Origin of the sequence: Mycobacterium sp. NPDC049093 (genome assembly GCF_040704635.1) — a bacterium.
In the GTDB taxonomy this organism is placed as follows: Bacteria; Actinomycetota; Actinomycetes; order Mycobacteriales; family Mycobacteriaceae; genus Mycobacterium.
The window spans coordinates 216884-243266 of the sequence record NZ_JBEZJS010000004.1; the positions used below are offsets into that span (position 1 = coordinate 216884).

A 26383-nucleotide genomic window follows, 5' to 3' on the forward strand; every position below is an offset into this window, starting at 1 on the left:
TCGAGTACATCGCCCTGCTACTTTTGGTACCCAGTACCATAGCATCGGCACTCAGTACCATGAAAGGTGCACTCATGCCCGACCTGCCAAGTACCCGGGAGCGCCTGGTGAGCGCGGCATTCGAGCTGTTCGAGGAGCGTGGATACGAGGCCACCAGCGTCGACGACATCGCGACACGGGCGGGGGTGGGACGCACCACTGCGTTCCGTCAGTTCGGGTCGAAAGAGGCGTTGATCTTTCCCGATCACGAGGCGCTGCTACGCCGCGCAGACGAGAGATTGTCGGCAACGCCGGCCGAAGCGCTCCCCGCCGAGGTCATCGCGGTGGCGACCACCTCGGTCTTCGAGAACTATCTCGCCGAGGGCGAGCGTGCCCGGACGCGGTACCGGCTCACCCGCTCGGTACCTGCCCTGCGCGACTTCGAAACAGCCGTGGTGTCGCGGTATGTCCGGCTGTTCACCAAACACCTTCGGACCGCGCAGACCGAGGATTGGACGGCGGGCCTGCGCGCCGAACTGTTCGCCAACGCCGTCGTCGCCGCACACAACCATGTTCTGCGCCGGTGGTTGCGTGGCGATGTGACCAACCCGCGGTCAGACCTGGCCGAGGCGCTGGCCGCCACCTGGCCGATCTACCGGGGCGGTAGCGGCCGCACCGCCGTTGTGGTGATGTCGACCGATGAACCGGTCGAGTCCCTGACGTCTCGTATTCGCGAGCTCATCGGGGATTGACTCACTGTCGCCCGGTCAGCCCAGCAGGCGATCGCGCAGGGCGGCGTCCTTCTCCAGCACCATGGTTTCCAGATCCGCCTGGAATTTCACCATCCGGGCCTGTAGTGCGGGATCTGACGAACCGAGGATTCGTACGGCCAGCAAGCCCGCATTGCGTGCTCCGCCAATGGAAACCGTGGCCACCGGCACCCCGGCCGGCATCTGCACGATCGACAGCAGCGAGTCCATGCCGTCGAGACGGGCCAGCGGCACCGGGACGCCGATGACCGGAAGCGGTGTCGCGGACGCCACCATGCCGGGTAGGTGCGCCGCGCCACCCGCTCCGGCGATGATCACCTCGATCCCCCGGTCTGCGGCGGTCTTGGCGTAGTCGAGCATCCGCTGCGGGGTGCGGTGCGCGGAGACGACACCGACCTCGAACGGCACCTCGAACTCTGCGAGGGCGGTGGCCGCGTCGGACATCACCGACCAGTCACTGTCGCTGCCCATGATGAGGCCAACCCTGGGGCCGTTACTCTGCGCCATGTTCATCCCATCCGTCGGTCCACTCGCCGTGCGACAACCAGTGCGCCGCGCGCACCGCACGCTCGCGAAGTTCATCCATATCCGTGCCGATGATGTTGACGTGTCCGAGTTTGCGTCCGGGCCGCTCGCCCTTGCCGTACAGGTGCACCTTCGCGTCGGGGATCCGCGCGAAGAGGTGGTGCAGGCGCTCGTCCATCGACATCGTCGGTGTCTCCGGAGCCCCCAGCACGTTGGCCATCACCGCGGCCGGGGCAATCGCAGAGGTGTCACCCAACGGGTAGTCCAGCACGGCCCGCAGGTGCTGCTCGAACTGGCTGGTGACCGCGCCGTCCATGGTCCAGTGCCCGGAGTTGTGCGGCCGCATCGCCAACTCGTTGACCAGCAGCGTGCCGTCGACCGTCTCGAACAACTCGACCGCCAGCACCCCGACGACGCCGAGTTCGTTCGCCACTCGCAGGCCGAGTTCCTGTGCGGCCGAGCCGAGTTCGTCGGACAGTCCGGGAGCCGGGGCGTACACCTCGACGCAGATACCGTTGCGTTGCACGGTTTCGACGACGGGCCAGGCCGCCCCCTGTCCGAACGGCGAGCGCGCCACCAGCGCGGCCAGTTCCCGGCGCATCGCGACACGTTCCTCGGCCAGTACCGGTACCCCGTCGGCCAGGTAGCCGGCCACGACCTCGCGCGCGGTCGCCACGTCGTCGGCCATCACCACGCCCTTGCCGTCGTAGCCGCCGCGCACCGTCTTGATCACCACCGGGCCGTCGATCTCCCGCACGAATTCCTCGACGTCGGCGACCGAGGTGATCTCGGCGAAGCGCGGCACCGGGACACCCAGGCTGTGCAGCTTGCGACGCATGAGCAGCTTGTCCTGGGCGTGCACGAGCGCCTGCGGCGGCGGGTTGACCGTGATGCCTTCGGCCACGAGTGTGTCCAGGTGTTCGGTGGGCACGTGCTCGTGGTCGAACGTCAACACCGTGGCGCCGTCCGCCGCCCGGCGCAGCGCGTCCAGGTCGGTGTGAGAGCCGATGACGACATCGGGAGTGACCTGCGCGGCGGATTCGTCCGGTCCGGCGGACAGCACCCGCAGGGTCTGCCCCAGCGCGACGGCCGCCTGGTGGGTCATCCTCGCGAGCTGGCCGCCGCCGATCATCACCACTGTCGGATTCCGCCTGCTCACGGGCGAAGGCGGCTTCTGGGGAGTTGTCGGCACGCACTCCATGGTGTCATGCGCGAATTCATGACTTCGTCATGACCGGCGCATTGACCTGCGGTTAAGGTCCGGGGCCCGCAACGATGCGGCATCTGACGGGGCATTTACGTACACTGCCTAGTTGTGTCCTTTGCCGATGCGACAATCGCTCGATTGCCGCGGTTCGTCCGTCCCTACGCCGAGCGGCATCACGAGCTGATCAAGTTCGCGATCGTCGGCGCGACGACGTTTGTCATCGATTCGGCCATTTTCTACACCCTCAAACTCACGGTGCTGGAACCCAAACCGGTCACCGCCAAGATCATCGCCGGCATCGTCGCGGTCATCGCCTCCTACATCCTCAACCGGGAATGGAGCTTCCAGAACCGCGGCGGCCGCGAGCGCCACCACGAGGCCTTGCTGTTCTTCGCGTTCAGCGGCGTGGGTGTGCTGCTGTCGATGCTGCCGCTGTATTTCTCCAGCTATGTGCTCGGCCTTCGGGTTCCCGAGGTCTCACTGACTGTGGAGAACATCGCCGACTTCATCTCCGCCTACATTCTGGGCAACCTGCTTCAGATGGCCTTCCGGTTCTGGGCGTTCCGCCGCTGGGTGTTCCCCGACGAGTTCGTCGACAAGCCCGACCTGGCACTGGAGTCCACACTCACCGGCGGTGGCTTCGCCGAAGCGCTGGAGAACCATTCCGAACTCCACAAGCCCGCGACCGTGACGCCGCTGCGCACGCGCGGATCAGACGGGGTCCTCCGGCGGCCGGGCCGTCGCTCGAAGGCGCGTCAACTCGGTGACTCATCGGACCCCGTGTCGAAGAGTTCCTGACATCTCGGCCCCGACGTCAGACCGGTCATCGACGGTCGAGCTGCGGGAAGAGCGTCTCCCGCGCCAGTAGCACCAGCACGATGACCGCCCCGCTGACCGCGCCGACGACGATTTTCCCGGCACCGACGATGCCACCGGCCAAGGCGGAAGCGTTTCCGCCCGCGAGTGCATCATTGAGCTTGTCCTGCAGGTGGAATCGGCCGTCGAGCTGGTCGACGATCGGGTATCGGTGCTGCAGGTCATGCAGGTAGTCGGGAGCGTTGTGGACGAGTGCGCTGCCCTGGGTGACCAGAGGCGGAATCGCGGCCGCCACGAACCCCGCGATCATGAGGATCGCCGCCAAGAACACCACCGTCACCGCCGACCAGCGCGGGATCCGGTGGCGCACCAACCAGGACACGGCAGGCTCAAGGCCGATCGCGACGAACCCGGCGACGACGATGAGGATCACCGCCCCGCGCGCAGCGATCAGCAGCTCGATGCCGCCGTAGGTGACAGCCACCCCCGCCGCGCCGGCCATGCCGATCATGAAGGGCGAAGCGCGGTTGAAACGAGGCCCCGCCTCGCCCAGCGGGTGGGCCGGCGAACTGATCTGCGCCGCGCCCTTCTCCGCAGCGACGATCACGTCACCCTCGGCCTCCGTGTGAGGTTGACCGACGGATTTGTCGTGGGCCGCGTCGGCACCGGCGGCCGATGCATCACGGCCAGACATCGTCGTGGGGTCAGTCCTTGAAGACGTCCTTGATCTTCTCCCCGGCCTGCTTCACGTTGCCTTTGGCCTGGTCCTTGTGCCCCTCGGCCTCGGTGTCCCTGTCTCCGGTGGCCTGACCGACCTTCTCCTTGGCCTTTCCTGCGAGCTCTTCGGCCTTGTTCTTGGCCTTGTCGACGGCGCTCATGTGTTTCTCCTTCAAACTGGCTTGGCCACGGGTTCGCGGCACGGGAATGACATAGCGCGGGAACGAGATTCGTCGCGCAGTCACGCATCGGATACCCAACCCGGCGATATCTAACCCTTCTCTGGAGATCCGCGATCAGCTCCCGGCACACCATTGCGCGCAGCGACGGACGCAGCACTGTGGGTGTCGAAGACCTCGATGACCACGTCGCGGTCGCGGTAGCCGCCGATCGAAATGAGACCCGGCGTCGCCCCGATGACCCGGTTGGCCTGATCACCGCTGAGCGGATAGTCGGCGACCTCGTGACGCCAGTGCGCCGCTATCACCGTCGCACCGCGGGCCAACTGCGGACACTCCCGGCGGAGCAGCTCAGCCAGCAATTCCTCGTCCAGGTAGTACGCCACTTCAGAAAGCACAAGTAGGTCGAAAGGCCCTGGCGGCCAAGGATCGTCGAGAGATCCACGGGTCAGGGTGACGCGGTCCCGCGTCCCGTCACGGTCATCGGCACGCAATCGGACGTCGGCGATCTGTAGCGCGGACGCCGCCACATCCATTGCGGTGACGTGATCGCAGCGCCCGGCGAGCAGGGCGGTGAGGGTGCCGATCGAGCAACCCGGCTCGAAGGCATGCCGATAGCGCCGGTACGGCAACATCGACAGAGTGATCGCGTACTTGCGTTGCTCATACCAGCGGGTCGCCAGCTGCCATGGGTCGGCCGAGGCCGCGTACATGCGGTCGAAGTATGCGTCGGGCAGGCGCGTCAACGGAACACCAGCTCTCCGACCGCGAGCAGGCGAGGCAACACGAACGGCGGCAGCACTGGGCCCCCACCAGGCGCAGAAGGGTGAAACTGACTGCGGAAGCATTGCGCGGCAACCTGCTTGAGCCCCACGGCGGAGGCCGTCAATGGCACCGTAAGCGCCCGATCCCAGGGCACTGCGGAGTCTCCAGGCCTGGCCCAGTGCCACATCCAGACCGGGTACTCGAGCAGAACTGCTGCGGTGCGGCGCACGGCCGTGGCGGCGGCCCGTCCGACGGCCTCGTGATCCGGGTGCCCGTCACCGCGCCACGTTGTGGCACACCAGGTCCCGGGCGGGCAAGCCTGGAGAATCCCGGTCAGCAGATCGGTGATCGAGTCCTGGTGGGCGGCAAGCTCGCCGTCAGGTAATGCGAGGCTGATCGGCTCACCCACACCGAGAACCTTTGCTGCCTTTACCAACTCGGCTCTCCTGGTCCGTTCCAGCCGGAATCTGTCGACCGGGGTGAGATCGCCTTGGGCCGCCCCGCCGTCACTGACCGACACCACCTGGACGTCGATACCCCGCGCCGCCAGCAGCGCCGTGGTCGCCCCGAAGCCGAGGGTCTCGTCGTCGGGATGCGGTGCGACCACCACCAGCGCGGGACAAGTGCTGAGATCCAACTCGCCGAAGGAGCGGCCCCAACTGGTCCAGACGTGGCCGGGGGTGCCGCCGCAGCTCAGCGGCCGTGACCCGAACCGCGGTGCGTTGCCGCACGATTCAGCAGACTCCGCGGCAGTCATCGGTGCTCCCCCGCCAGCCTTCCGAGCGCGGCGAGGTCACGCTCGGCGTGGCTCTGCCGCACGTAGATCGTCAGATCCGCGACGTGTCGTGCGTGCTGGGCATCCTGGCACAGCGGCGCTGGCCCGAGTGCGCGGCCTGTGCGGGTGATCGCCGCGTCGACAGCGGTTTCGATGACGGCGCGGGTTCGCCTGGCCAACAATTGGGCCGACTCGGACCGGTCGAACGGGTCGGCGTCGGTCGCCGCAGCCGCCGCGGCCAGCATCGCTTCGGCGGCCGCGATCGCAGCGTCGACAGCGCCGAGGTGGGCCAGCGCATGCTCGTCGGCGTCTCCGCGTGCGACGCGGCCGTACAGGGGTGCGGCGACCGCGCGGGCGGCGCCGAGCCAGCACGCCGCGACGCCGATCGCGCCGTGCCAGAAGCCGGGACGATCCAGATAGTCGCCGGGACCACCGACGGGTACCCCGAGCACATTGCTGAATTGGACCGAGCGGGTGTCACTGGCCGCCATGCCGGCATTCCTCCAGGTACTGGGCAGGGGCTGCACCCCGGCGCTGTCAGTCGCCACCAGGTACAGCCCGCGGCGGCCGTCGTCTCGGCGAGCTGTGACCAACGCGTGTGTGCAGAGCCCCGCTCCCGAGCACCACGGTTTGGTTCCTGACAGTCTCACTGTGTCTGTTTCGCGGTCTCCCGTGGTGTGGGCGTTGAGTACGGCCTCCGGGTCTTCGGCGGCCCACACCGCCCACAGCTCGCCTGGGGCAGGCGGTTTGCCCCCGAGCTCGTCGAGGATCGCGACCGCGTCGACGTGAGCTTCCGCGAGTCGCCCGGCGACGACGTCGATTTCCGTCAGCTCCGCAAGCCGCTGCCAGCGCCGCGCCGTCGCACCGGAACCTGGTAGTGGCAACTCCAGCCGGCCTGACTCCAGCCAGTTCCGGACCAAGCTCGCCGTCATGCGGAATCCCTTTCTGCCGAAGGGAATACGGATCGCGATAAATCGCGGAGGTAACTGGCGAAGCCGCCGGGAGCGCGGCCGTTCCGCCGCGCTGACGTGGTGACCGACAGCGACGGGTCCCGCCGTATCCGATAGGAGGCGGTCTCGAACCTTTCGACCAGTTCGACATCCTCGCCAGTCGTCAGCGGGTGGAAGCCGCCAACCCGCCAGTACGCGTCGGCACGGAAACCCATGTTGGCGCCGTGGATGTGGTTGTGACTGTTGCTGCCCCGCATATCGGACTCGTATGCATGCAGGTACCGACGGACCAGTGCGGCGGGGTGATGCCGCCAGTCGGCCACCCGCACCACCCCCAGCACCATGTCGGCAGCCGGCGCGGTCTGACGCAGCAGCCAGTCGGGGTCCACTCGGCTGTCGGCGTCGGTGGTGGCGTACCAGACACGCGAGTCGTCGACGTGGTTGCTCAGCGAGTGCGCGTAGGAGAAACCGGCGGCTCGGCTCGCACCGACGTTGCCCGCCTCGACACTGACGAAGTGGACGTCGCAGCCGAACTGGCCCGCCAACTGGGCGCTGCTGTCGTCACAGGAATCGAGGACGACTACGACCAGCACCGGCCCCTGCCAACATGCCGCGGCCGTGGTGATCCCGCGCAGGCAGCGAGGCAACACTGCAGCTTCGTTGTGGGCCGGTATCACCACCACGGCCTGATCGAAGGCGGTCTCCAAGTGGTTCGGCCGTGCGGTCATGGCTGATAGATAGCCATTTCCACCCGATTCCACACCCACTGGCCCCAGTGGCGGCGGCAACTGGCCCGGCCGTCACCCGACGCAGTGTCAGCTGGGCGACTCTTCGGACCCCAGAGTGTCGAAAACTTCGTGATACAGCAGTGAATGCACCTGTTCCACACGCGGAATGTCGTGGAATTCCAGGGGATCCTGCGACGCTGATTCAATGATCAACGTGCCGGTGCGCATCAGCCGGTCGGTCAGCCCGTGGCGGAATTCGACGCTGTTGATCCGCGCGAGCGGGATGTCGATGCCCGAGCGGGTCAGGAGGCCGTGCCGGAACATCACCCGGCGGTCGGTGATGACGAAGTGGGTGGTCCACCAGTTCAGGAATGGCCAGACCGTCAGCCAGCCGACCACGATCAGCCAGATCGAGCCGATCACGATGAACAGGACGTTCTTGGCGGTGGCCTGCCAGTCCATGGTGTTGACCACGGCTGCGACGAACGCCGAGGCCGCAGTGATCAGGACCAGGACCAGGACCGGTCCGATCAGGCGTTTCCAGTGGGGGTGCCGATGCAGCACCACCTGCTCGTCCTTGGCCAGCACATTCTCCGGGTAGCCCACGGCAGAACTCTACGACTCCTCGGGGCGCAGGTGCGTGATGTCGCCCGCAGACAACGTGACCTGTTCGGTTGCGGTGTCGATGATCAGGCGCCCGAGATCGTCGACGTCGACGGCAGTGCCCACCAAGGTGTTGTCGCCGGGAAGGATCGCGCGGACGCGGCTGCCGATGGTGACGCTGCGGGCACGGTAGTCGGCCGCGAGCGACGGATCGTCATCGCGCCAGGCGGTGATACGTGCGTCGAGATGACGCAGCAGGGCCCGCGCGAGCGGCGTGCGGTCCACGGTCGCCGTGCCGAGTTGGGTGAGCGAGGTGGCGCGCGGATCGGGTGCTTCCTCGGCGGTCATCGTCACGTTCAGGCCGAGGCCGACGACGATGACCGGAGCCGGCGAGGCCACCTCGGCGAGGATGCCGGCCAGCTTTCCGCCGCCGGGCCCTACCAGGACGTCATTGGGCCATTTCAGGCCGACCCGCGTCCCGGCGACCTCGGCGACCGCATCGACGGTGGCCAGGCCGGTGGCCAACGGCAGCCACCCCCAACGGTTCGGGGACACCGCCGAGCCGTCGACGCCGAAGGACACGATCACCTGTGAGCGGGGCGGTGCTGACCAGTGCCTGCCGTGTCGGCCGCGGCCGGCGTGCTGATGCTCGGCGAACAGCACCGCGCCGGCGATGTCCTCGCCCGACGCCGCCCGCGCCAACAGGTCGGCATTGGTTGATCCGGTCTCATCGACGACATCGACGCGCCGCCACGACAGGCCCTCGAGCCCGTCGCGCAAAGTCGTCACGTCCAACGCTGGCCTTGTGTTCATCGCGGCCAAGCTTACGGCGCGACGTCAGTGGGAAGCCCGGGCAGCGTTGGGCGCCGCGAGGTTGTCGGCGACCTCCTGGTGCCACAGCTCGTTGGCATGCGTGGTGTCGACCTCCTGCTCGAAGCGGTCGGTCATGTCCGGTGTGACATCGGCGAGATCGACGTAGAACTGCTCGTACCAGCGGCGGTGGTGGTAGACGGGGCCGTCCTCCTCGGTCAGCAGCGGGTTGTCGATGCGTGCCTTGTGTTTCCAGATCTCGACGTCCTCCATGAAGCCGTCACCGAACGTCCGGCTCATCGTGGCTGCGAGTTTCTCGGCCTTGTCGCCGGGCATCGTTGGATTCTGCTGGACCGCGACACCCCACTGCAGCACGAACGAATCGTGCGTCACCGGGTAGTGACAGTTGATCAGGGCGATCTCGACGGTGAAGTTTGGGGCAAGGTCGTTGTGCAACCAGTTGATCATGTAGGCCGGACCGAAATACGTTGCCTCCGAACGCAAGTAGGTGCCGTCCCAGAGTTCTCTGGTGGCGTAGTCCGGCCGTGGCTTGGACTCCATGAACTGGCTGGCCGTGTGGCCTTCGATGACATTCTTGAAGTACGTCGGGTAGGCGTGATGGATGTAGAAGAAGTGCGCCATGTCGACGTTGTTGTCGACGATCTCGCGGCAGTGGGACCCTTCGATGAGAATCGAATTCCACTGCCACGGCGACCAGATCCCGTCCTCATAGCCTTCGATGGTGGGCGGCGTCAGCTCGGCCGGGGGCGTCGAGCCCTCTGGATCGTGCCAGACCAGCAGCTGGCCGTTGACCTCGGTCGTGTCCCACTTGCGGGTACGCGCCAGTCGCGGTGTCCGCTTGGCATATGGCACCAGCTTGCACTTTCCGTCGGCGCCCCAACGCCAGTCGTGGAACGGGCAGGCCAGGTTGTCGTCCTTGACCGAGCCCATCGACAGGTCACCGCCCATGTGCCTGCAGTACGAGTCGAGTACGTGCAGTGCGCCGGCGGAGTCGGAATAGACGACCAGCTTGGTGCCGAAGGCTTCGATACCGTGCGGCTTCCCGTCCCGAAACGTGTCAGCGAGGCCGACGCAGTGCCAGCCGCGCGCGAAGCGCGTCATCGCAACGCCGGTGTCGATTTCCCGGATGTCACTCATTGCTACCTCGGTTCTTCGCGCAAGCGCTCATCACATGTCTCTCCCTAGCATGTCTTTGACCGCCAGGTGGCTGAACAGCATGCTGGTTCCGATCGGATTTCCGCCGCCCGGATAGGCGGTGCCGCTCGGGGCGGCCATGGTGTTGCCCGCGGCATACAGTCCGGCGATCACCTGACCGTCCCCGTCGAGCACCCGGGCCGCGGTGTCGGTACGCAACCCGCCCTTGGTGCCCAGGTCGGAGATGCCGAAAGCAGCGGCGTGGAACGGGCCCTTCTCGATCGCGACGAGTGGGGATGCGCCGCCGGAGAACGCCCGGTCGTACGCCTCGTCGCCGCGCCCGAAGTCCTCGTCCGAGCCGGCGTAGACGAAGCCGTTGAAGCGCGTCACGGTGGCAGTCAGGTTCTCGGCGGGAATGCCGATCTTGGCGGCCAGTTCCTCCAGGGTGTCGGCGGTGTGCCACAGCCCGGCGTCGAGGTAGCGCTGCGTGTCGACCATCGAGACGTTGGTGGCCTTGACGGGAGGGACTTCCCCCTCCCGGTCGTCGTAGATCATCCAGTACGGCAACGTCATCGAACCGTCGGCCAGCCGCGGCAGGATTGCCCGGCCGATCCGGTCGTAGGCGGCAGATTCGTTGACGAAACGCTGTCCGTTCTGGTCGACGAAGATACCGCCGGTGAACCACAGCGCGAACGCCGAACGGCCGTCGGGGTGCGTCAACCCCGGGGACCACCAGGCCTGCTCCATCAGGTCGACGTCGGCGCCGACGGCCATCGCCGCCTGGTGTGCCTGGCCCAGGTTGGCCGGCGGCCCCATGGTGTCGCGGGCGACGCCAGGAACCCCGTGTTCACGGCGCAGTTCGTCGTTGCCTTCGAAGCCGCCGGCAGCGAGCAGCACTCCGCGGCGGGCCCGGATCGCCCGCCGCTCGCCGTCGGATTCGACGATCGCACCGGTCACGGTCCCGTCCTCGACCACCAATTCGACCAGCGGGGTGTTGCGGCGAAGTGAGGTATTCGGGTACTGCTCAATGGCTTTGAGGAACCGGGCGATCAGTGCCCGGCCGCCGATGAAGTAGTCATCCGGCTGCTCGGCGCCCAGCCGGTCGGCGTCCAGCGGGCCTCGTACCAGCTCGCGCAGGTGCGGGGCTTTCTCCACCTTCAGTGGGCGGGCCGCGATGTGGCGCTGGCCGTCGGCGCGAGCCTTGGGCGCCTTGCCGAAGTAGTCCGGCCACGGCATCGGCGCGAACTTCAGATTCTCGTCGGCTTCCAGGTACTCGATCAACCCGGCGCCGCCGCGGACGTAGGTGTCCTGCAGCTCCCGCGGCGTACGGTCCCCGACGACGGCGTGGTAGTACTCCAGCGCATCTTCGATGGTGTCGTCGGTGCCCGCCCGCTTCAGCACCGGGTTGCACGGGAACCACACGCCGCCGCCACCCGAATACGCTGTGGTGCCGCCGTATTTGTCGCTGGCTTCCACCAGGGTCACCGACAGACCCTCGCGAGCCGCGGTGTAGGCGCCGGTCACGCCGCCACCTCCCGATCCCGCGACCAGGACGTCACATTCCTCTGCCCATTTCATGCGGACCGCCTCATAGGTAACGCTGCCTCCCGTACTGCGCGAACTCGGCGTCCAGCGCCTGCTTGCCATCGTCGCCCATGGCCAGATACGCCGGTGCTCCGCGTCCCGCCCACCGGTACACCACCTCGTCGGTGTGCCAGCGTTCCTGCTGCAGTTTCCGTTTGAGCACCTTGTTGGACCCGGTCACCGGCAGATTCTTGGATACCCGCAGGAAACGCGGAATTGCCTTGGTGCCCAGGTCATCCTGTTCGGACAGGTAGGACACGAAGGCGGCGGGGTCGAAGCCGGCGGGATCGGCCACCTCGATCGCAGCCATCACCTGATCGCCCGAGCGCGGATCGGGCACCGCGTAGACGCCGGCCGCCACCACATCGGGATGGCGGCGCAGCACCCGCTCGATGTTGAGCGCGGAGGTGTTCTCGCCGTCCACCCGGATCCAGTCGCCGCGACGGCCCGCGAAGTAGATGAACCCCTGCTCGTCGAGATAGCCGAGATCCCCGGTCCAGTACCAGCCGTTGCGGATACGTTCGGCGTTGGCCTCGTCGTTCTTGTAGTAGCCCTCGAACGTGCGGGTGCCGAACTTGTCGACGATCTCCCCCACCGCGTCGTCGGGGTTGAGGACCCGGCCGTGCTCATCGAAAACCGCAGGCGCACAATCGTTCAGCGATTCAGGGTCGATGATCGCCACCCCCTCATGCGCGGGCCGGCCGAGCGCACCCGGCGGCATGTCGGGGGCCAGCACCACTGCCCCACCGCCTTCGCTGGAGCCGTAGCCCTCGAACAGTTCGGCGTCGAAGCGGCGGCGGAACTCGTTCTGGTCATCAGGCGACGCCTCGGTACCGAAGCCGCGGACCAACGGGTTCTCGGCATCGTCGGGTTGTTCGGCGGTGGCCATCAGATAGCCGAGCGCCTTTCCCACATAGGTGAAGAACGTCGCGCCGAAGTACCGCACGTCGGGCAGGAAACCGGACGCCGAGAAGGATGGCGTCAGGCACACCGTGGCACCGACGGACAACGCCGGCGCCCACAGCGCCATGATGGCGTTGCCGTGGAACAGCGGCATGCAGCAGTACTCCACGTCCTCGCGCACATGGCCGAACTTCTCGGCGGCCGCATAGCCGATCCGGGCCAGCCTGCCCTGGCTGCAGATGACGGCCTTGGAGGCGCCCGTCGTTCCCGAGGTGAACAGCAGCAACATCAGGGAGTCCTCGGTGACCCCGGGCGCGACCGCAGGGGTGACACAATGTGCGTCGAGTTGCGCCGCATGGTCCGGGCCGTCGACCACCAGGAACCGGTCCGGCGCCAACCCGACGTCGAGGTCACGCAGACGCGCGGCACCCGCGGTGTCGGTGACGATCAATTGGCAGTCGGCAAGCCGGATTTCGGCTGCGAGCTCGGCGGCGCCCCGGGTCGGGTTGATCCCGACGATGGTCGCCCCGACCAGGGCCGCACCACCGAGCCAGAACAGGAAGTCCGGCACGTTGTCCAGCAGCACGCCGATGTGCAGCGGGCCGTCCACCCGCATCGCCTCCGCCAGCGCACCACGCGCCGCGGATTCGGCAACCACCTCGTCCCACGTCCAGTCCCGGTCGCGGGTGCGCAGGCCGACGTGTTGGTCGCCGACCCGGTCGAGCAGCAGTGAGGCGATGTCGGTTCGAGCGTCAGGCATTGGCTTGGGCGGCGGCGCGCTTCTGGTCGATGTAGGCCTGCGGCAGGTCCTCTTCGCTCAGCTTGGTCACGCTGACCGGGCCGGTCTGGTAGGCGTCCTCACCGACGATCAGGCCGTCGGCGTCGATCGGCCAGTTGATGAGCTGACGGAACAGCAGCAGGTAATCGCCGGCCGGGTCTTCGACCTCGACACCGATCGCCTGCGCGGCCGCGCCCGGGTAGATCATCTTCATCCAGCCTTCGGTCATCACCAGATCATCGTCGAGGGCGAGGCGATCGATCTCGAAAACGAGATGGTTGGCGCCACTGGCCACGAATTCCTCGTAGTAGGCACGCACGCCCTCGGTGGTCTTGGGGCCCATATCGGCGTTCGCGTACCAGAAGTGGTAGTCCGGGTTCGGGGCCAGGGTGGCCATCAGCCGCTCCATGTCGGGCTCGGCCTCGGCCTTCATGTGCTCGAGAACGATGCTGAGCACCTGACGGTGCCGCTCGTTGGTGGTGACGGCAAGACGCTCTTCCACGGGGACCCAGGTCTTGGTCGGGTCGATAACGGCCATGTCGGCCTCCTTGTCGGTTGTGAGCTCGTGTGGGCTGCACCGCAATCTTTGGCCAATGAGGTGATGGTGGTCACCCGCCATGCGTCGGTCTATTCCACCAATTCATCCGACAGTTGTCGACCGGATCGAGCTGCGCCTGCCGACTGGCCACTTATGCCACGGCCATCGCGATATGGCGTGCCATAAGTGGCCACTCGCCGGCGAGGCCCGGCGCCTACAGCAGGTCCGCATCGGCGAGTTCGGCCGAGGACATCGCGATCCGCCGCACCATGAGCACCAGCGTGCCCAGGAAGCGGTCGACAGGGTCGTCGAAATCCCATCCCATTGCGGCCTGCACACGCGCCAGCCGCGCCGCGACGGTGCTGTGGTGCACGTGCAGTTCGGCGGCGGTCCGCCGCAGCGAGCCGTACACGAAGAACGCCTCGGTGGTCCGCACGTCGAGATCCCCGGCAGGAGATGAAGCAATCTCGTTGATATGGGCCACATCTCGGTTGCGACGCACCCGGTCGATCGGCAGGTCGGCCAGAAGTTCCAGTGAGCTCAACCGCTCGTAGGCCACCACCCGCCTGCCGAATCCCGTTGATGACGCGAACCGCAACGCGCGCACGGCCTCATGCCACGACGTCGACGCGCTGAATGCGTTTCCCACGGAGCCGATTCCGACCCACGGTCCCGACGCGGTGCCGACATTCACCACTGTCGGGAACTGCTCGACGATGACGCGCTCCAGGCGGTCCGAGAACTCACGTATGTCGAACGGTCCCTGACACACGATGGCCGTCGCGTTACCGATGACGGCGGACCGCACCGCCGGCGCGGGCAGCTCGCCGGTGATGAGCCGCACCGTCTCCCGCGGCGGATGTCCCGATGCCGCCAGCACAAATGTCGGCCGGCTCTCGTCGAGCCCCAACAGTCGGATGGCCCGGGCCCGGTCTTCACGGTGCTCTTTGGCCGACAGCACGACCTCGAGCAGTGCCGGGTCCCCGAGGTGCGGTGTCCCGCTCACCCCGGTCCGTGCCGCGACGCGACCCAGTACCCGTCGCAGCCGGTCCAGCAGCACCTCGTCCAGCGGATGCCCGGATCCGTCACGTTCCACCCAGACGAGCGTCTCGTGCTGATCCGATGTCGGCGCGGCGGTGTCGTCGATCGGATCGAGCCGTCCCGACGCGTCGTAGCGGACAACGGTGCCGCCGGGCCAGCGGACCCCGACCGGGCAACCCGCCGTCAACGCGGCAAACTGCACGGCGGCGTCGGCGTTGACCTCCTGCTCCTCCAGCCCGTCGAATTGCGCGATGAGCCGCAGCACCGATGCGGGGTCGGTGCCCAGTTCGGACAGCACCAGCGGCCCGGGGGTCATGGTCGAGAGCGTAGGCCCACGGCTGGGCAGGCCCTCAGGCGAGTGCCACCCGCCTGACGTCCGCCCGATTCTGTCGGTACCACGCCAGGGTCTGCTCGATCCCGTCATGCAGCGAAATCGACGGTTGCCAACCGCTGTCCCGCAAGGTGCTGATGTCCAGCAGCTTGCGGGGGGTGCCGTCGGGCTTGCTGGTGTCCCAGGCCGTCTCGCCCTCGTATCCCACTGCAGTCGCGACGAGCTGCGCTGTCTCTCGGATCGAGTGGTCTGTCCCGGTGCCCACGTTGACCTGTTGTGGCCCGTCGAACTGCTGAAGCAGATGTAGACAGGCCGACGCCATGTCGTCGACATGCATGAACTCACGGCGCACGGTGCCGGTGCCCCAGTTCGTCACCTGGGACTTGCCCGATTCCTTCGCTTCTTCGTACCGGTGGATCAAGGCCGGTAGGACGTGCGAGGTCGTCGGGGAGAAATTGTCACCGGGCCCGTACAGGTTCGTCGGCATTGCCGATATCCACGGCAAGCCGTATTGCCGCCGTACCGCCTGGACCGCCACGATTCCGGCGATCTTCGCGATCGCGTAGGCATCGTTGGTCTCCTCCAGGGATCCGGTCAGCAATGCATCCTCGGTGATCGGCTGTGCTGCCATCTTCGGGTAGATGCATGACGATCCGAGAAAGAGCAGACGCTGGGTGCCGTATTTGAGCGCCGCGTCCATCACGTTGGTCTGTATCCGCAGATTCTCGGAGATGAAGTCCACCGGGTAGGTCTTGTTCGCCAGGATTCCACCGACCCGCGCCGCCGCCAAAATCACCACCGGTGGTTGGGTTTTCGCGAAGAACTCGAATGTCGCCGCCCGGTCGGTCAGATCCAACTCACGGTGCGACCGGCCGATGAGATCGGTAAATCCCTCCGATTGCAGCTTCCGGTGGATCGCGGACCCGACCATGCCCCGATGGCCGGCGATGTACGTCGGCGCTGCGGGGTCGAGCGGATGTGCCGTGTTGACAAGGTCATTCCGAAGCAATGTCAGCCCCACCCCGCCAAGGCCGGCGTGTCGATCCATGGCTTGCCGAGGCATTCGAGCTGCGCGATGTCGGCCTCCACCATGATCTGTGCGAGTTGGGGCGTACGCACCGTCGGACTCCAGCCGAGCAGCCGGTCGGCTCTGGCGGCGTCACCGACGAGCGCATCGACCTCGGTGGGACGCAGGTAGCGCTCGTCGAACCGGACGTGCCGTTCCCAGTCCAGGCCCGCATGTTCGAAGGCGGCGACGAGAAAGTCGCGCACGGTGTACCGGTCGCCGGTGGCGAGCACGTAATCTTCGGGCTCATCGACCTGCAGCGTGCGCCACATCCCCTCGACGTATTCCGGTGCGTAACCCCAGTCGCGGATCGCGTCCAGGTTGCCGAGATAGAGGTGCTCATCGATCCCGGCTTTGATCCGCGCGGCGGCTCGGGTGATCTTCCTTGTCACGAAAGTCTCACCACGGCGCGGTGACTCGTGGTTGAACAGGATCCCGTTGACGGCGAACATCCCGTAGGCCTCGCGGTAATTCCGGGTCATCCAGTACGAGTAGACCTTGGCTGCCCCGTAGGGCGAGCGCGGATAGAAGCTTGTCTGCTCGTTCTGCGGAGGGGGTGAACCACCGAACATCTCTGAACTGGAGGCCTGGTAGAAGCGACACGGAACCTTCGAGATCCGCACGGCCTCCAGCAGTCGTGCGGAACCGATACCGGTGGTGTCACCCGTGTGTTCGGGTTCGTCGAAGCTGACCCGCACATGCGATTGTGCGGCCAGGTTGTACACCTCGTCCGGTTCGATGGTGCTCAGCAGGGTTACCAACCGCGCGCCGTCGCTGAGATCGCCATAGTGCAAGAACAGTTGCGCGTGTGGATCGTGTGGATCGACGTACAGATGATCGATCCGAGCGGTGTTGAAGGACGAAGACCGACGGATCAGCCCATGCACCTCGTAACCCTTGTTGAGCAGGAACTCGGTCAGGTAAGAACCGTCCTGACCCGTGATTCCGGTGATCAGGGCTTTCTTCTTCACCTGATTCACTGCGTGTTCTCCTTAATCTCGTACACCCGTAAAGCATTGGGTGGATTTGCTTTTGGAGATCAGTACGCTCCCTGGCTGAGCAGCACTGCCCGCACGGTCTTGGCGATGATGACCAGGTCGGCCACCATCGACCAGTTCTCGACATAGGAAAGATCCAGCCGCACCGATTCCTGCCAAGACAGGTCCGCCCGTCCACTGACCTGCCACAGACCGGTGATACCCGGCTTGACGAGCAATCTGCGCTGAACGTCGCCATCGTAGGTTTCGACCTCCTGCCGCAGCGGTGGACGAGGGCCGACGACGCTCATTTCCTGCCTGAGCACGTTGACGAACTGTGGCAGCTCATCGATGCTGAGCCGGCGGAGGATCTTGCCCACCGATGTGACGCGCGGATCGTCCTTGATCTTGAAGAGAACTCCGCCGGAGCTCTCGTTCAGGTTTTGCAGGCTCTCCAGTTGACGATCCGCATCCGAGACCATCGTACGGAACTTCAGCATTGCGAACGGCCGGCCGTCGATGCCGATGCGTTCGGCCGTGTAGAACACCGGTCCCCGGCTGTCGAGCTTGATGGCGATCGCCGCGGCCAGCAGCACCGGGGAGGCAACGACGAGTGCGGCCGCCGCGAAAACGAAGTCAAATGCCCGTTTCTCGAATCGCTTCGCGCCGTCGTACTGCGGCTTCTCGACATGTACCAGCGGGAATCCGGCTACCGGCCGCATCTCTAGCCGCGCCCCGGAAACGTCCATCACACCCGGCGAGACCACGAGGTCGACTCCCATCGCCTCCAGGTCCCACATGAGTTTCCGAATCCCCTCGTAGCCGAAGTGGTCGACGCCCGTTACGGCTACCGTGTCGGCGCCGCATTCTCGGATGGCGTCCAGGACATACTCCTCGCCACCCATGATCGGGATTTCCTGATCGCCCACGGTGAGACGTTCGCCCGCGGGCGCTCCATAGCCTGGAATGCCCACTGCCACAATGGCGTATCCGGCGCGCGGATCGCGGGTCAACTCCTGCGCGAGATAAGAGACCGCATCGGCATCACCGATCGCCATCACCGCCGTCTGATAACGCCCCTCCGCCCGTTGCTTGGCAAGGTAACGACGCCAACCCCACCTGGTCAGGCACAACGTGACGGTTCCGGTGGGCAGCGCAACCGCAAGGTAGCCGCGCGCAATCTCGAGCTGAAGTAGGAACGCAATTATCGCGATGCCCCCGAAGGTCCAGAAAGACGCAGACGCAACGCGTTTGTACTCCTCGGCACCCGCCCCGGTCACCCGCGGCGACCTGGTTCGACACAGCGAGAGCGCACCCAGCCAGATGGCGCCGAACAGTATCGAAACGGACGTGATGTATCCGTCGGTGCTGGAAAGATCCGGCGCTTGCCCGAAACGGACGTACTGCGCCAGCACCACCGCCGCGCACACCACGAGAACGTCGGTGATCAGAATGTTGACCAGGTACTGCCGTTGCCATCGAGTGCGTTTGAACACTTCTCGCGGCATCGTCACGACGGTCATTTTTTGTCGTGCACCTCCCCGGCCCATGGCCGGCGGGAATGCCTCGCAATCCACTCATACGCGCAATTGCGGCAATCTTTACAACAACAACCGCGCGACCCTGGGCGTCGTACATCGATTATGCGGTCCGTTTGCAATCTAACAGTTCCTCATCGTTGTCGGCCGGGCAGGTTTGGGGCAGAGCGGCACGAAAGGACTCAATTCAGCTCGCTTTTCGAGCACACGCTGCGAAAACGCACACAGTGGCAACGGATGTTGTGACAACCCACACCACGACGTCGACCAGCGGCGGTTAACCTGATCAGCGATGACCTCGACTTCGGCCGGCAGTTGGCAGCTGCGGTGGATCATTGTGGGCGCCGTAGGCGGAGCTGTGGTGCGCCATCTCGCGATCCAGATATGGGATACGCCCGCCCATCTGCTTCTGATCACCCTGATCGTAATGACGATCTCCGGTTTCGCGATGGGCGCCGCACTCACTTGGCCTGTGCGCCAACAGTTCCGGTCCTTCACCTGGGGCGCAGCCGGAGCTGCGGCCAGCCTCAGCGGCTACAACGCCCTCGCCATCGACCAGCCTGCGCTGAGCGCACTCACGATGCTGCTGTTGGCACCCGTGTGCGCCTTGTCGGGTCTGTGCGGCGGCGCAGTACTGGGATTGCGAATGAGCCCTGCGAGAGGCGAGGACACCCTGCCGTGATCACCGATCTGCTGCTGGTTGCGGCAGGTGCTGCGGCGGGCGCCCCTGCTGCGGTCTACCTCTATCGAAATGCCGACAGATGGCGCATCATTGCGATCAACTCTGTGGTGTGCGCCCTGCTGGGGTGTCTCACCGCCCTGCAGACCACGATGGATTCGCCGCCTCCCGTCCTGCTCGTCGGTGAGGGACTACTGGTGACGGCGGCGCCGATGACCACCGTGTTGCTCCCGCTGGCCGCGATCGACCCGCGCGGGTACCCCTGGCAGACGATCCGCCGCACTGCGCGCACCCTCGCGTTAACCGCCATGTACTGCAGCGCATTTGCCATGATCGGATATCTCAGTGTCTATGTATTCGCGGGCGTCCAGTACAAGCTGAAGTGGTGACTCACCGGCTCAGTCACACTTCTTCGACTCCATCACCGCCTTTCCCAACGCGAAGAACTGGTACAGGTAGGTGTACTCCCACGAGCCCGCAGACAGGCGGTATTCGCGCGGTACTGCGCGCATCACGGTGGAGTCTGCCGAGGAGGAGAAACAATGCTCGAAGATGAAACGGGCCCGGGGTAAGTGGTACTGCCAGGAAGCGACCACCACAGTGGCCCAGCCTCTTTCGCGGGCCAACTGCCGAATCAGCTTCGCCTCACCGAGGGTGGTAGAGGGCTTCGGTGGCACGCACAACACTTCGACACCTGGTGGACGCCGGTTGCACGCCTTCTTCATCACCGGATCCGATGACCGATATGGGTTGGACAACACCAACACTGGGGCGACGCCATCGCGGACCAGTTGAAAGCCATAGTCCTCGCGGCCATCGTGCTCACCACCGAGAACGAACACCGCGTCGGCCTTACGCAAGTCGTCCTGCGGTGCGTAACGGAACACCACCGTGCCGACGGCAGCGACGAGAAGCAGAAGAACCACCACGGCAGTGGCGACAACGGTCACGCCGATACGCAAGCGCCGAGTCAATCGTCCTCCCCCACATAGACGGCGGCCAGGTCGCGAGCGATGGCTTCCATGCTGAAGACCGCGGCAGCAGTCTGGCGCGCAGCAGCGCTCATCTTCTCCCGCAGCTGCTGGTCGATGATCAATGTGCGCATCGCCTCGATCAGAGCATCCTCCGATTCATCCACCACGATTCCGCTACCAGAAGCACGCACCGTTTCCGCCAGCCCACAGCTCTCGGTGATCACCACAGGCAATCCGACCGACATCGCCTCCAGCACCGACATCGGAAAGGGTTCATCGACCGAGGGCAATACGTAGATGGACGCGGCAGCCATCCGCGCCACCGTACGGTCCGGTGGCAACGCTCCCTCCCAACGGATCTCGTCGGACCGGCTATCAGATCGCGCGATGGTATCGAGAACCTCGGTCCCCTCGCCTTCGTCGGGACCGACCAGGGTGAACCGCGCATCGCACCCCGCCGCGAGCAGGCGGGCGGCGGCTTTCGCAAAGAGCACGGGACGTTTCCGTGCCTGTAACCGCGCCAGGTACAGCACCTCGACGCACCCGGCCGTCCGGTCGGCACGGGCAGCCGCGTGCGCCCCTTCGTACCCGGGAACGCCGTTGCGAAGGTGCCGCACCGCAGCCTCGGGTTGCACGCGTAGCAGTGCGGCCCGCTCGTCTTCGGTCAGATACAGAACGGCGGCTGCTCGGCGCAGAATCGGCCGGGTCAGAATGCGGTCCAGGATCGGTGCAATCGGATGACTGCTGTCGGTGACCATTCCGTGGGTCTGCACGACCAGGCGCTTCCGCAGCATCAGCGCGATCGCGGCCGCCGGCAACGTGATCAGATCGCGTGCCAGGTGCACATGGATCACGTCGAAAGACTTGCGGTTGCGCATCATCCAGCCGAGCAGCGCCGGAGCGAGCAATCCGGAGAATCCCAACATGGGAATGATGCTGCGGGCCTTCGCGAGTCGGACCGGAACCCCGTCGAGCACGGTGGGAATCTGCGGATAGCCGCGCACCGCACCCGCGACCAGGGTTCGATGACCGGCCGCGCGCAGTTGTCGGGTTAAGTTGAACGCCACCCTGACCGGCCCGCCGTAGGCACCGTCCGGCGTGATCAGCGTAACGACGTGAAGCACGGCCGGCCGAACCGCACCGGTGAACTCCTCACTCATCGGACCTGCGGCCTCTCATCTCCGCTTCGAGGACATCGACCGTCGGCCAGGCAATCCCGGTCTTTTCCAACGGCTTTTGCAACTCGACCGCAGCGTCCTGGCCGGCAGAGGGCGCCTCAGTCGCGCCGTGCCATGCAACGCGCCGGGCGAGCCCAACACCGACCAGAGCGGCGAGAACACCCGCCACAGCCAGCGAGATGGCGATGGCGACCGCTGTGCCCACTGCCAGTCCGGCGCACAGGCACAGACCGAGTTGCAGGCCGATCTGGAATAGCTTGACCCGCAAGACCGTCCTGCTCATGCCCCGCGCCTGGAAGAAGCTGTACACGCTGACCATCCAGCACATTGCCGCGCATTCGATCCCGAGATAGACGACGAGTGCCGAGGCATACGTCCACGTGTCGCCCAGGATGGCGGAGCCCAGTCGGCTCGGGATGAGGGCCAGGCACAGGCCTGCCACCACGGTCAAACCCGACGTAGCGATGGATGTCTTGACGAGTACCCGCCACTGCTCGCCGATCGATGCCGCTGCACGGCGGACATGCGGAACGAACACCAGAGGCAATGCCGACACCAGCATTGCAATCGGCCCGAACAGTGTCGCCGCGCCGCGCAGCCCGGCCGCCGCGGTGCCGCTCACCACTACCGTCACGGTCAGTGTCACGAGGGTGGCACCAACCTGGTTGAGCGCATAGACAATTCCGAATCTCAGCCGGGCACGGTCATACGTGCGCCACCACCCGACGAGGCGATGACCCCGTGGTCTGGTCTGCAGGACCCGCATCAGCACCACCGCCGAAACGAGTCCGCCCACACCCCACAGGTACACCGTGACCACTGCCGACATCCCGGAGGTGATCAGGTTGACCAGGTAGACGGCCAGGATCCACACCACCCAGAACCCATCACAGACGGCCGCGGCGAGTGGTCTGCCTTGTGCGATCGCGACGAATCGCAGCACATCCTGGGCCAGGACGGCAACCAGGCTCACGGCGAACGCCACACCGATCCAGATCTGGCCGAAAACTCCTGACAGGACCAGCAATACCGCGCCCGCGACGACCGATGTCAGCAGCGACCAACTAATCGCGTACCCGCCTTCGGCCGATATCTCGCGCCGGTACATGTTGCTGGTCAGCAGCAGCGCGGTACCCAGCGCCCCCCGGTTGAAGCCGATCCAGGTGGTGGCCACCGTGACGAGCAGGGCGACGATCCCGAACTGCTCGGCCGGTGAAACCTGGGCCACCGCAAAGACCATCAGCGCATTGCTGGCGCTCGACAACACCTGGTCGGCGGTGGTGATCACCCCTGTCGAGCGTGTTCGCGGCCCACTCTCAGTCGACGGCATCGGTGTCCGAACCATCTCACCGCCCCACCCGACTGTTCGGTGTTGCAATCTGGCCCATGCGCACCAGCGGCGAATCTGTCGCCACGATCCGGTCGAGGACCGCGGAAATCGTCTCGGGGTCGAATGTGCTTTCGTAGTACGACGCGGTGAGATGCAGTTCGGAGTCGACGCGGTTGACGGCCAACGAGATCTGGTTCGAGTAGCGCACCGGCGCCTTGCGGACGAAGTGGTGTCCGTTCGGCGTGGTCGCCCAGGAAATCTTGCTGCCCGCAGCCGAGTTGGCGTGGTCGGTCACGACGATCCGGGCCCGTCGGCTGTTGGTCTGCCAACGGGGAAGGTCGGCTGGACGGGTACGGAGCCGCGCGGCGTATGCCATGCCGTACCGGACCAGGGCTCGGCACCCGTGCGTGTACTCGCTTATCGCACCGGCCACCAGGGCCGGGTCGTAAGGTGGCGCAACCTGTATGGGCGCGATGCCGACGAAATTCGCCAAGGTGCCCGCCCCGGGCGGAAGGTACCGCCCCAGGTCGACCAGGAGGCCGACCTCGTCTTCCGGCGTTATTCCGTGGCTGCACAGTCCGTCCAGAAAGGCCGAGAGGACGATGGCCGCCAGCGGTGCGCGTGGCAGGCAGATGTCACGGTTCGCCCGCACCTCTTCCAGGAAGCCGGGTCGGCTTCGGGCGTATGCCAACGATTCCGGTTCATCGAATTGCCCGGTGGGAACCACGGCGGCACTGCGGCGCAGCGGTTCGTCCAGTGCCCGCAGCAGGCGCATGGGTTCTTTGCGCGCGGTGTGGGCAAAGGCACGCAGGCCAGGGTTACTGGTGGTCGCCACGGGTGCGGGTTCACTGAATCCGTGACTTTCCGAGCCGGCCGCTGCGATCACCTCGCTGAACAGCCGTCCGCCACCGAGACCGTGGTCGAAATTCAGAAACAGCCATCGGTCCGCGATGTGGACGTGCACGGTAGCCGGCGGAACCGCCGGACCACCGGCCAGCAGGTCGAGCATCGCCCGGGCGGGGTCAGAAATATCCGGGGCCGGGCCGCTGGTCAGCACCACCCCGTCGCACGCCGGATCGAAATCCCAGTGCCGCGACCTGCGGGTCGGACGCAAGCCTAGGCGGTTCTGCGGTCCCGCCACAGCGATGGTCTGCAGCCGCGCTTTGAGCAGGTCCGGCGGGAGCACCCGCTCCAGCGGCCCCACCAGATAGGTGGCCGGCTGCCCGGCGTAAAAGCAGTCGTTGCGACTTACCTGAGTGGTCACGCCGGCAGTCCTCGGGCAGCGGAAGCCAGATCGCTCACCCACTTCTCATACTGCGCAACCGCATTGGCCGCGCCGAGGCGATCGCGGGCATATCGCGCCCCGCAGGAGCCGAATCGCTGCCGGGTCTGCTCATCGCCGGCGAGCTGTCGCACCGAGTCGACAAGGGATTCTGGATCACCCGGCGGAATGACGAGTCCGGCTCCGGATGCACGAAGCTCTTCGGCGCTTCCGCTGGTCGGTTCGGTGGCGGCGATAATCGGCTTGGCCGCAGCGAAGTACGACGTCAGCTTGCTCGGAACGGCCATCTCGCCCACTCCGGGACGCTCGTTGACGAGCAGGATGTCCGCGGCAGCCAGCGCCGCGCGAAACTCGCCGTCAGGCAACGGGTCGATCAGTTGCACGGCTTCGGCGTCCCGGGCGATAGCGTCGAGCAGGCGACGCTGGTTACCGTCGCCGACCAGGACAAAGCGGATGTCGGGGTCGTCGACCTCCGCGTCACCGGCGAGTTTCCCTGCGGCAACCACGTTTTCAAGGCCCTGCTTCACACCCATATTGCCGGTGTGCATCACGATGGTCTCGTTGGGCTGCCAACCGTACTTCTCTCGCACTGCCGACGGTGCGCTCGCAGGGTCGGCGTCGTCGATATGGGTCCAATTCCGGATGACAGCCAGATCGTCACTGCGCACGCCGATCTCGGCCAGTGAATCGGCAAACCGTGGGTGAATGACCGCGACGCCGGTTGCGGACCTCAGGACCGTCGATTCCAGCCGGGCGGCCACCGCGGCGGACCGCCCTCCGACCGCCCCGGTTTCCACCACGCCCTTGCTGTACACGTCCTGCACGATGACCCCGACCGGGGTCTTCGACAACCGGGCCCGCGCGACCACGGGAGCGGCGGACAGCAGCGCGGGACTCACGGTGATCACCACCTCGGGGTCATCCCACTTGTGGCTGGCCACCGCAGATCCGAAGCTGGCCTCCATCCGGATTCGGCCCAGTGCGCTGTGCGCGTCTGGCACGTAATGGCCGACGCGGTGCACAGTCACACCTCGCACCGCCTCGGTACAGCGGCGCACGCCTTGGTACTCCTGGGCGACACGCCACTGGGGGTAATGCGGCAACCCGGTGATCACCGTGACGTCATGTCCACGCTCGGCGAGTCCTTCGGCAATCCCGGTGGTATACGGGGCTATTCCGGTCACTTCCGGCGCGTAGTTGATACCGATGATCGTCACCCGCATGCGGCCCCCTTCGTCGGCCGCGGCGGGAACAGCGTATGACCGGCCGGAACGTCCTGGGAGACAAGAGTGGTCGCGGCGATGGTCGCGCCGTCGCCGATTCGCACCCCCCGCAACACGGTTGCGCGGGCAGCCAGCCAGACCTGGTCACCTATCACGATGGGCCCATTATCGAACTCGAACGTCGGACTGGCCCGATCATGGCTACCGGTGCACAGCAGAACATCTTGGGAGACACACGAATTCGATCCGATTTTCACATTTTCGAGGTTGAGTATCCACGCACCCTCACCGATCCACGAATACGCGCCCACGTCGAGCTTCCACGGCCAGTGGATTTTGACGTCGTGGCGGATCAGCGCGCCGATCCCAATCCTGGCGCCGAATGCCCGCAGTACGGCAACCCGCACCCGGTTCGGCATCCACCACCGGAACAGAACGGATCGCGAAACGACCAGCCACATGATCTGCACCGGCAGACTCCGGCCGCGGTCATAGCCCGTCCCGGCAAAGCCGGAGAGCGCAAATCGATTGCCGGTGGAGGGCAGTTCGCTCGATGACGTTGATGACATTGGCGCGATCAGGTGAAAGCTCCCGTCCGCTTGGCGGCGCACGGAGGTCCACAACAACAACGATTGCGCAATCACGCGACATCACAATGTTCGCTTGTCGGACGTCCCCCGGCGCCGTACCGGCATTTTCATCACGACCCCGGTCACTGATCCAGGTCGTGGGCACCCAGTGTCTGCGACACTGGCGTGACGTCCCGACCATACGCAACGACAAGCGATCTGGCACCCGTCACCTGTCAGAGCGTGGATCAGCACTTTCGGGTCGTCGTCCTGATCTACCCCGAATCAGCTGTGCCCACACGGATATCGGTGTGTACCTCATCTCGTGGCCTCCGTGATCCGCCCCACAAACTGTCGTAGCGGTAAACGCGTGAGTGGTCCGGCGTCAGTAGATTCGGCAGTACCGACCGACG

General features: G+C 65.9%; 28 protein-coding genes. 4 read left to right on the forward strand and 24 right to left on the reverse strand.

Translation table 11 applies throughout. The annotated features are described in order from the left end of the window. The first annotated feature begins 74 nt into the window (after positions 1-74). Positions 75-731, forward strand: coding sequence for a TetR family transcriptional regulator (locus AB0876_RS16550; protein ID WP_448442549.1), 657 nt, complete (start codon positions 75-77; stop codon positions 729-731). Between the two features lie 15 nt (positions 732-746). On the opposite strand, the gene purE is transcribed toward AB0876_RS16550, so the two are convergent. Together purE and AB0876_RS16560 are read right to left on the reverse strand one after the other, a co-directional pair. Further along, positions 747-1256: a 5-(carboxyamino)imidazole ribonucleotide mutase gene (gene purE / locus AB0876_RS16555; protein WP_082963521.1), complete on the reverse strand. Its 510-nt coding sequence runs from the start codon at positions 1254-1256 to the stop codon at positions 747-749. Then, positions 1243-2475, reverse strand: coding sequence for a 5-(carboxyamino)imidazole ribonucleotide synthase (locus tag AB0876_RS16560; protein ID WP_082941845.1), 1233 nt, complete (start codon positions 2473-2475; stop codon positions 1243-1245). The genes purE and AB0876_RS16560 overlap by 14 nt, the downstream gene beginning before the upstream one ends. A gap of 114 nt (positions 2476-2589) precedes the next feature. On the opposite strand from AB0876_RS16560, the gene AB0876_RS16565 reads away from it, so the two are divergent. Then, entirely contained in the window at positions 2590-3279 is a 690-nt protein-coding gene (locus AB0876_RS16565; RefSeq protein ID WP_064886453.1) for a GtrA family protein, read from the forward strand. A 25-nt stretch (positions 3280-3304) separates the two neighbouring features. Here the strand turns inward: AB0876_RS16565 and AB0876_RS16570 are convergent, their stop codons facing one another. The 16 genes from AB0876_RS16570 to AB0876_RS16645 all read right to left on the reverse strand — a co-directional run bounded on the left by AB0876_RS16570 (position 3305) and on the right by AB0876_RS16645 (position 18720). Further along, positions 3305-3991, reverse strand: coding sequence for an AI-2E family transporter (locus tag AB0876_RS16570; protein ID WP_526042422.1), 687 nt, complete (start codon positions 3989-3991; stop codon positions 3305-3307). A 10-nt stretch (positions 3992-4001) separates the two neighbouring features. Then, a complete protein-coding gene (locus tag AB0876_RS16575; RefSeq protein ID WP_064959548.1) occupies positions 4002-4175 on the reverse strand; it encodes a CsbD family protein in 174 nt (57 codons plus the stop codon). A gap of 110 nt (positions 4176-4285) precedes the next feature. Next, positions 4286-4906 (reverse strand): SAM-dependent methyltransferase, encoded by a 621-nt coding sequence (locus AB0876_RS16580; RefSeq protein WP_064959549.1) that lies wholly within the window; start codon positions 4904-4906, stop codon positions 4286-4288. 29 nt (positions 4907-4935) lie between these two features. Continuing rightward, complete coding sequence (locus AB0876_RS16585) at positions 4936-5715, reverse strand: PIG-L deacetylase family protein (protein WP_463789980.1); 780 nt, start codon at positions 5713-5715, stop codon at positions 4936-4938. Next, positions 5712-6665, reverse strand: coding sequence for an acyl-CoA dehydrogenase family protein (locus AB0876_RS16590; protein WP_526042423.1), 954 nt, complete (start codon positions 6663-6665; stop codon positions 5712-5714). Before AB0876_RS16590 ends, AB0876_RS16585 begins: the two co-directional genes overlap by 4 nt. Next, positions 6662-7411, reverse strand: coding sequence for a glycosyltransferase family 2 protein (locus AB0876_RS16595; protein ID WP_064959551.1), 750 nt, complete (start codon positions 7409-7411; stop codon positions 6662-6664). Before AB0876_RS16595 ends, AB0876_RS16590 begins: the two co-directional genes overlap by 4 nt. Positions 7412-7498: 87 nt before the next feature. Further along, a complete protein-coding gene (locus AB0876_RS16600; protein ID WP_499045190.1) occupies positions 7499-8017 on the reverse strand; it encodes a PH domain-containing protein in 519 nt (172 codons plus the stop codon). A 9-nt stretch (positions 8018-8026) separates the two neighbouring features. Beyond that, a complete protein-coding gene (locus AB0876_RS16605; protein WP_448442541.1) occupies positions 8027-8827 on the reverse strand; it encodes a biotin--[acetyl-CoA-carboxylase] ligase in 801 nt (266 codons plus the stop codon). A 24-nt stretch (positions 8828-8851) separates the two neighbouring features. Further along, positions 8852-9982: a Rieske 2Fe-2S domain-containing protein gene (locus AB0876_RS16610; protein ID WP_448442539.1), complete on the reverse strand. Its 1131-nt coding sequence runs from the start codon at positions 9980-9982 to the stop codon at positions 8852-8854. Between the two features lie 30 nt (positions 9983-10012). Then, on the reverse strand, positions 10013-11557 hold the full coding sequence (locus AB0876_RS16615; RefSeq protein WP_526042424.1) for an FAD-binding protein: 1545 nt from the start codon (positions 11555-11557) through the stop codon (positions 10013-10015). Between the two features lie 10 nt (positions 11558-11567). Beyond that, a complete protein-coding gene (gene casI / locus AB0876_RS16620) occupies positions 11568-13226 on the reverse strand; it encodes a steroid-22-oyl-CoA synthetase (protein ID WP_499045185.1) in 1659 nt (552 codons plus the stop codon). Further along, positions 13219-13782 (reverse strand): nuclear transport factor 2 family protein, encoded by a 564-nt coding sequence (locus AB0876_RS16625; protein WP_499045183.1) that lies wholly within the window; start codon positions 13780-13782, stop codon positions 13219-13221. Before AB0876_RS16625 ends, casI begins: the two co-directional genes overlap by 8 nt. Before the next feature lie 214 nt (positions 13783-13996). Beyond that, positions 13997-15139: a PucR family transcriptional regulator gene (locus AB0876_RS16630; protein WP_499045181.1), complete on the reverse strand. Its 1143-nt coding sequence runs from the start codon at positions 15137-15139 to the stop codon at positions 13997-13999. A gap of 34 nt (positions 15140-15173) precedes the next feature. Further along, positions 15174-16217, reverse strand: a complete 1044-nt coding sequence (locus AB0876_RS16635; protein WP_498885156.1) for a GDP-L-fucose synthase family protein — start codon at positions 16215-16217, stop codon at positions 15174-15176. Further along, positions 16166-17191 (reverse strand): GDP-mannose 4,6-dehydratase, encoded by a 1026-nt coding sequence (gmd, locus tag AB0876_RS16640; protein WP_064886501.1) that lies wholly within the window; start codon positions 17189-17191, stop codon positions 16166-16168. Before gmd ends, AB0876_RS16635 begins: the two co-directional genes overlap by 52 nt. 68 nt (positions 17192-17259) lie before the next feature. Then, the gene (locus AB0876_RS16645) at positions 17260-18720 is read right to left on the reverse strand and encodes a sugar transferase (RefSeq protein WP_448442527.1); all 1461 of its coding nucleotides are present in this window, start codon (positions 18718-18720) and stop codon (positions 17260-17262) included. Between the two features lie 307 nt (positions 18721-19027). Between AB0876_RS16645 and AB0876_RS16650 the strand changes: the two genes are divergently transcribed. Together AB0876_RS16650 and AB0876_RS16655 are read left to right on the forward strand one after the other, a co-directional pair. Next, positions 19028-19417: a hypothetical protein gene (locus AB0876_RS16650; protein ID WP_499045179.1), complete on the forward strand. Its 390-nt coding sequence runs from the start codon at positions 19028-19030 to the stop codon at positions 19415-19417. Continuing rightward, on the forward strand, positions 19414-19803 hold the full coding sequence (locus AB0876_RS16655) for a hypothetical protein (RefSeq protein WP_448442523.1): 390 nt from the start codon (positions 19414-19416) through the stop codon (positions 19801-19803). The genes AB0876_RS16650 and AB0876_RS16655 overlap by 4 nt, the downstream gene beginning before the upstream one ends. Before the next feature lie 9 nt (positions 19804-19812). Here the strand turns inward: AB0876_RS16655 and AB0876_RS16660 are convergent, their stop codons facing one another. Genes AB0876_RS16660 through AB0876_RS16685 form a run of 6 tightly spaced genes read right to left on the reverse strand, consistent with a single transcriptional unit; the run spans position 19813 to position 25970 of the window. Then, positions 19813-20364 carry a YdcF family protein gene (locus AB0876_RS16660; protein ID WP_463789970.1) on the reverse strand — a complete coding sequence of 184 codons (552 nt, stop codon included), beginning with the start codon at positions 20362-20364 and terminating at the stop codon, positions 19813-19815. A gap of 20 nt (positions 20365-20384) precedes the next feature. Continuing rightward, positions 20385-21548 carry a glycosyltransferase gene (locus AB0876_RS16665; protein ID WP_499045175.1) on the reverse strand — a complete coding sequence of 388 codons (1164 nt, stop codon included), beginning with the start codon at positions 21546-21548 and terminating at the stop codon, positions 20385-20387. After that, positions 21541-22854 carry an MATE family efflux transporter gene (locus tag AB0876_RS16670; RefSeq protein WP_499045173.1) on the reverse strand — a complete coding sequence of 438 codons (1314 nt, stop codon included), beginning with the start codon at positions 22852-22854 and terminating at the stop codon, positions 21541-21543. Before AB0876_RS16670 ends, AB0876_RS16665 begins: the two co-directional genes overlap by 8 nt. Before the next feature lie 58 nt (positions 22855-22912). Beyond that, positions 22913-24160 carry a hypothetical protein gene (locus tag AB0876_RS16675; protein WP_526042425.1) on the reverse strand — a complete coding sequence of 416 codons (1248 nt, stop codon included), beginning with the start codon at positions 24158-24160 and terminating at the stop codon, positions 22913-22915. Beyond that, on the reverse strand, positions 24157-25401 hold the full coding sequence (locus AB0876_RS16680) for a glycosyltransferase family 4 protein (RefSeq protein WP_526042426.1): 1245 nt from the start codon (positions 25399-25401) through the stop codon (positions 24157-24159). The genes AB0876_RS16675 and AB0876_RS16680 overlap by 4 nt, the downstream gene beginning before the upstream one ends. Continuing rightward, positions 25392-25970 carry a putative colanic acid biosynthesis acetyltransferase gene (locus AB0876_RS16685; RefSeq protein ID WP_526042761.1) on the reverse strand — a complete coding sequence of 193 codons (579 nt, stop codon included), beginning with the start codon at positions 25968-25970 and terminating at the stop codon, positions 25392-25394. The genes AB0876_RS16680 and AB0876_RS16685 overlap by 10 nt, the downstream gene beginning before the upstream one ends. Positions 25971-26383 lie beyond the last annotated feature (413 nt).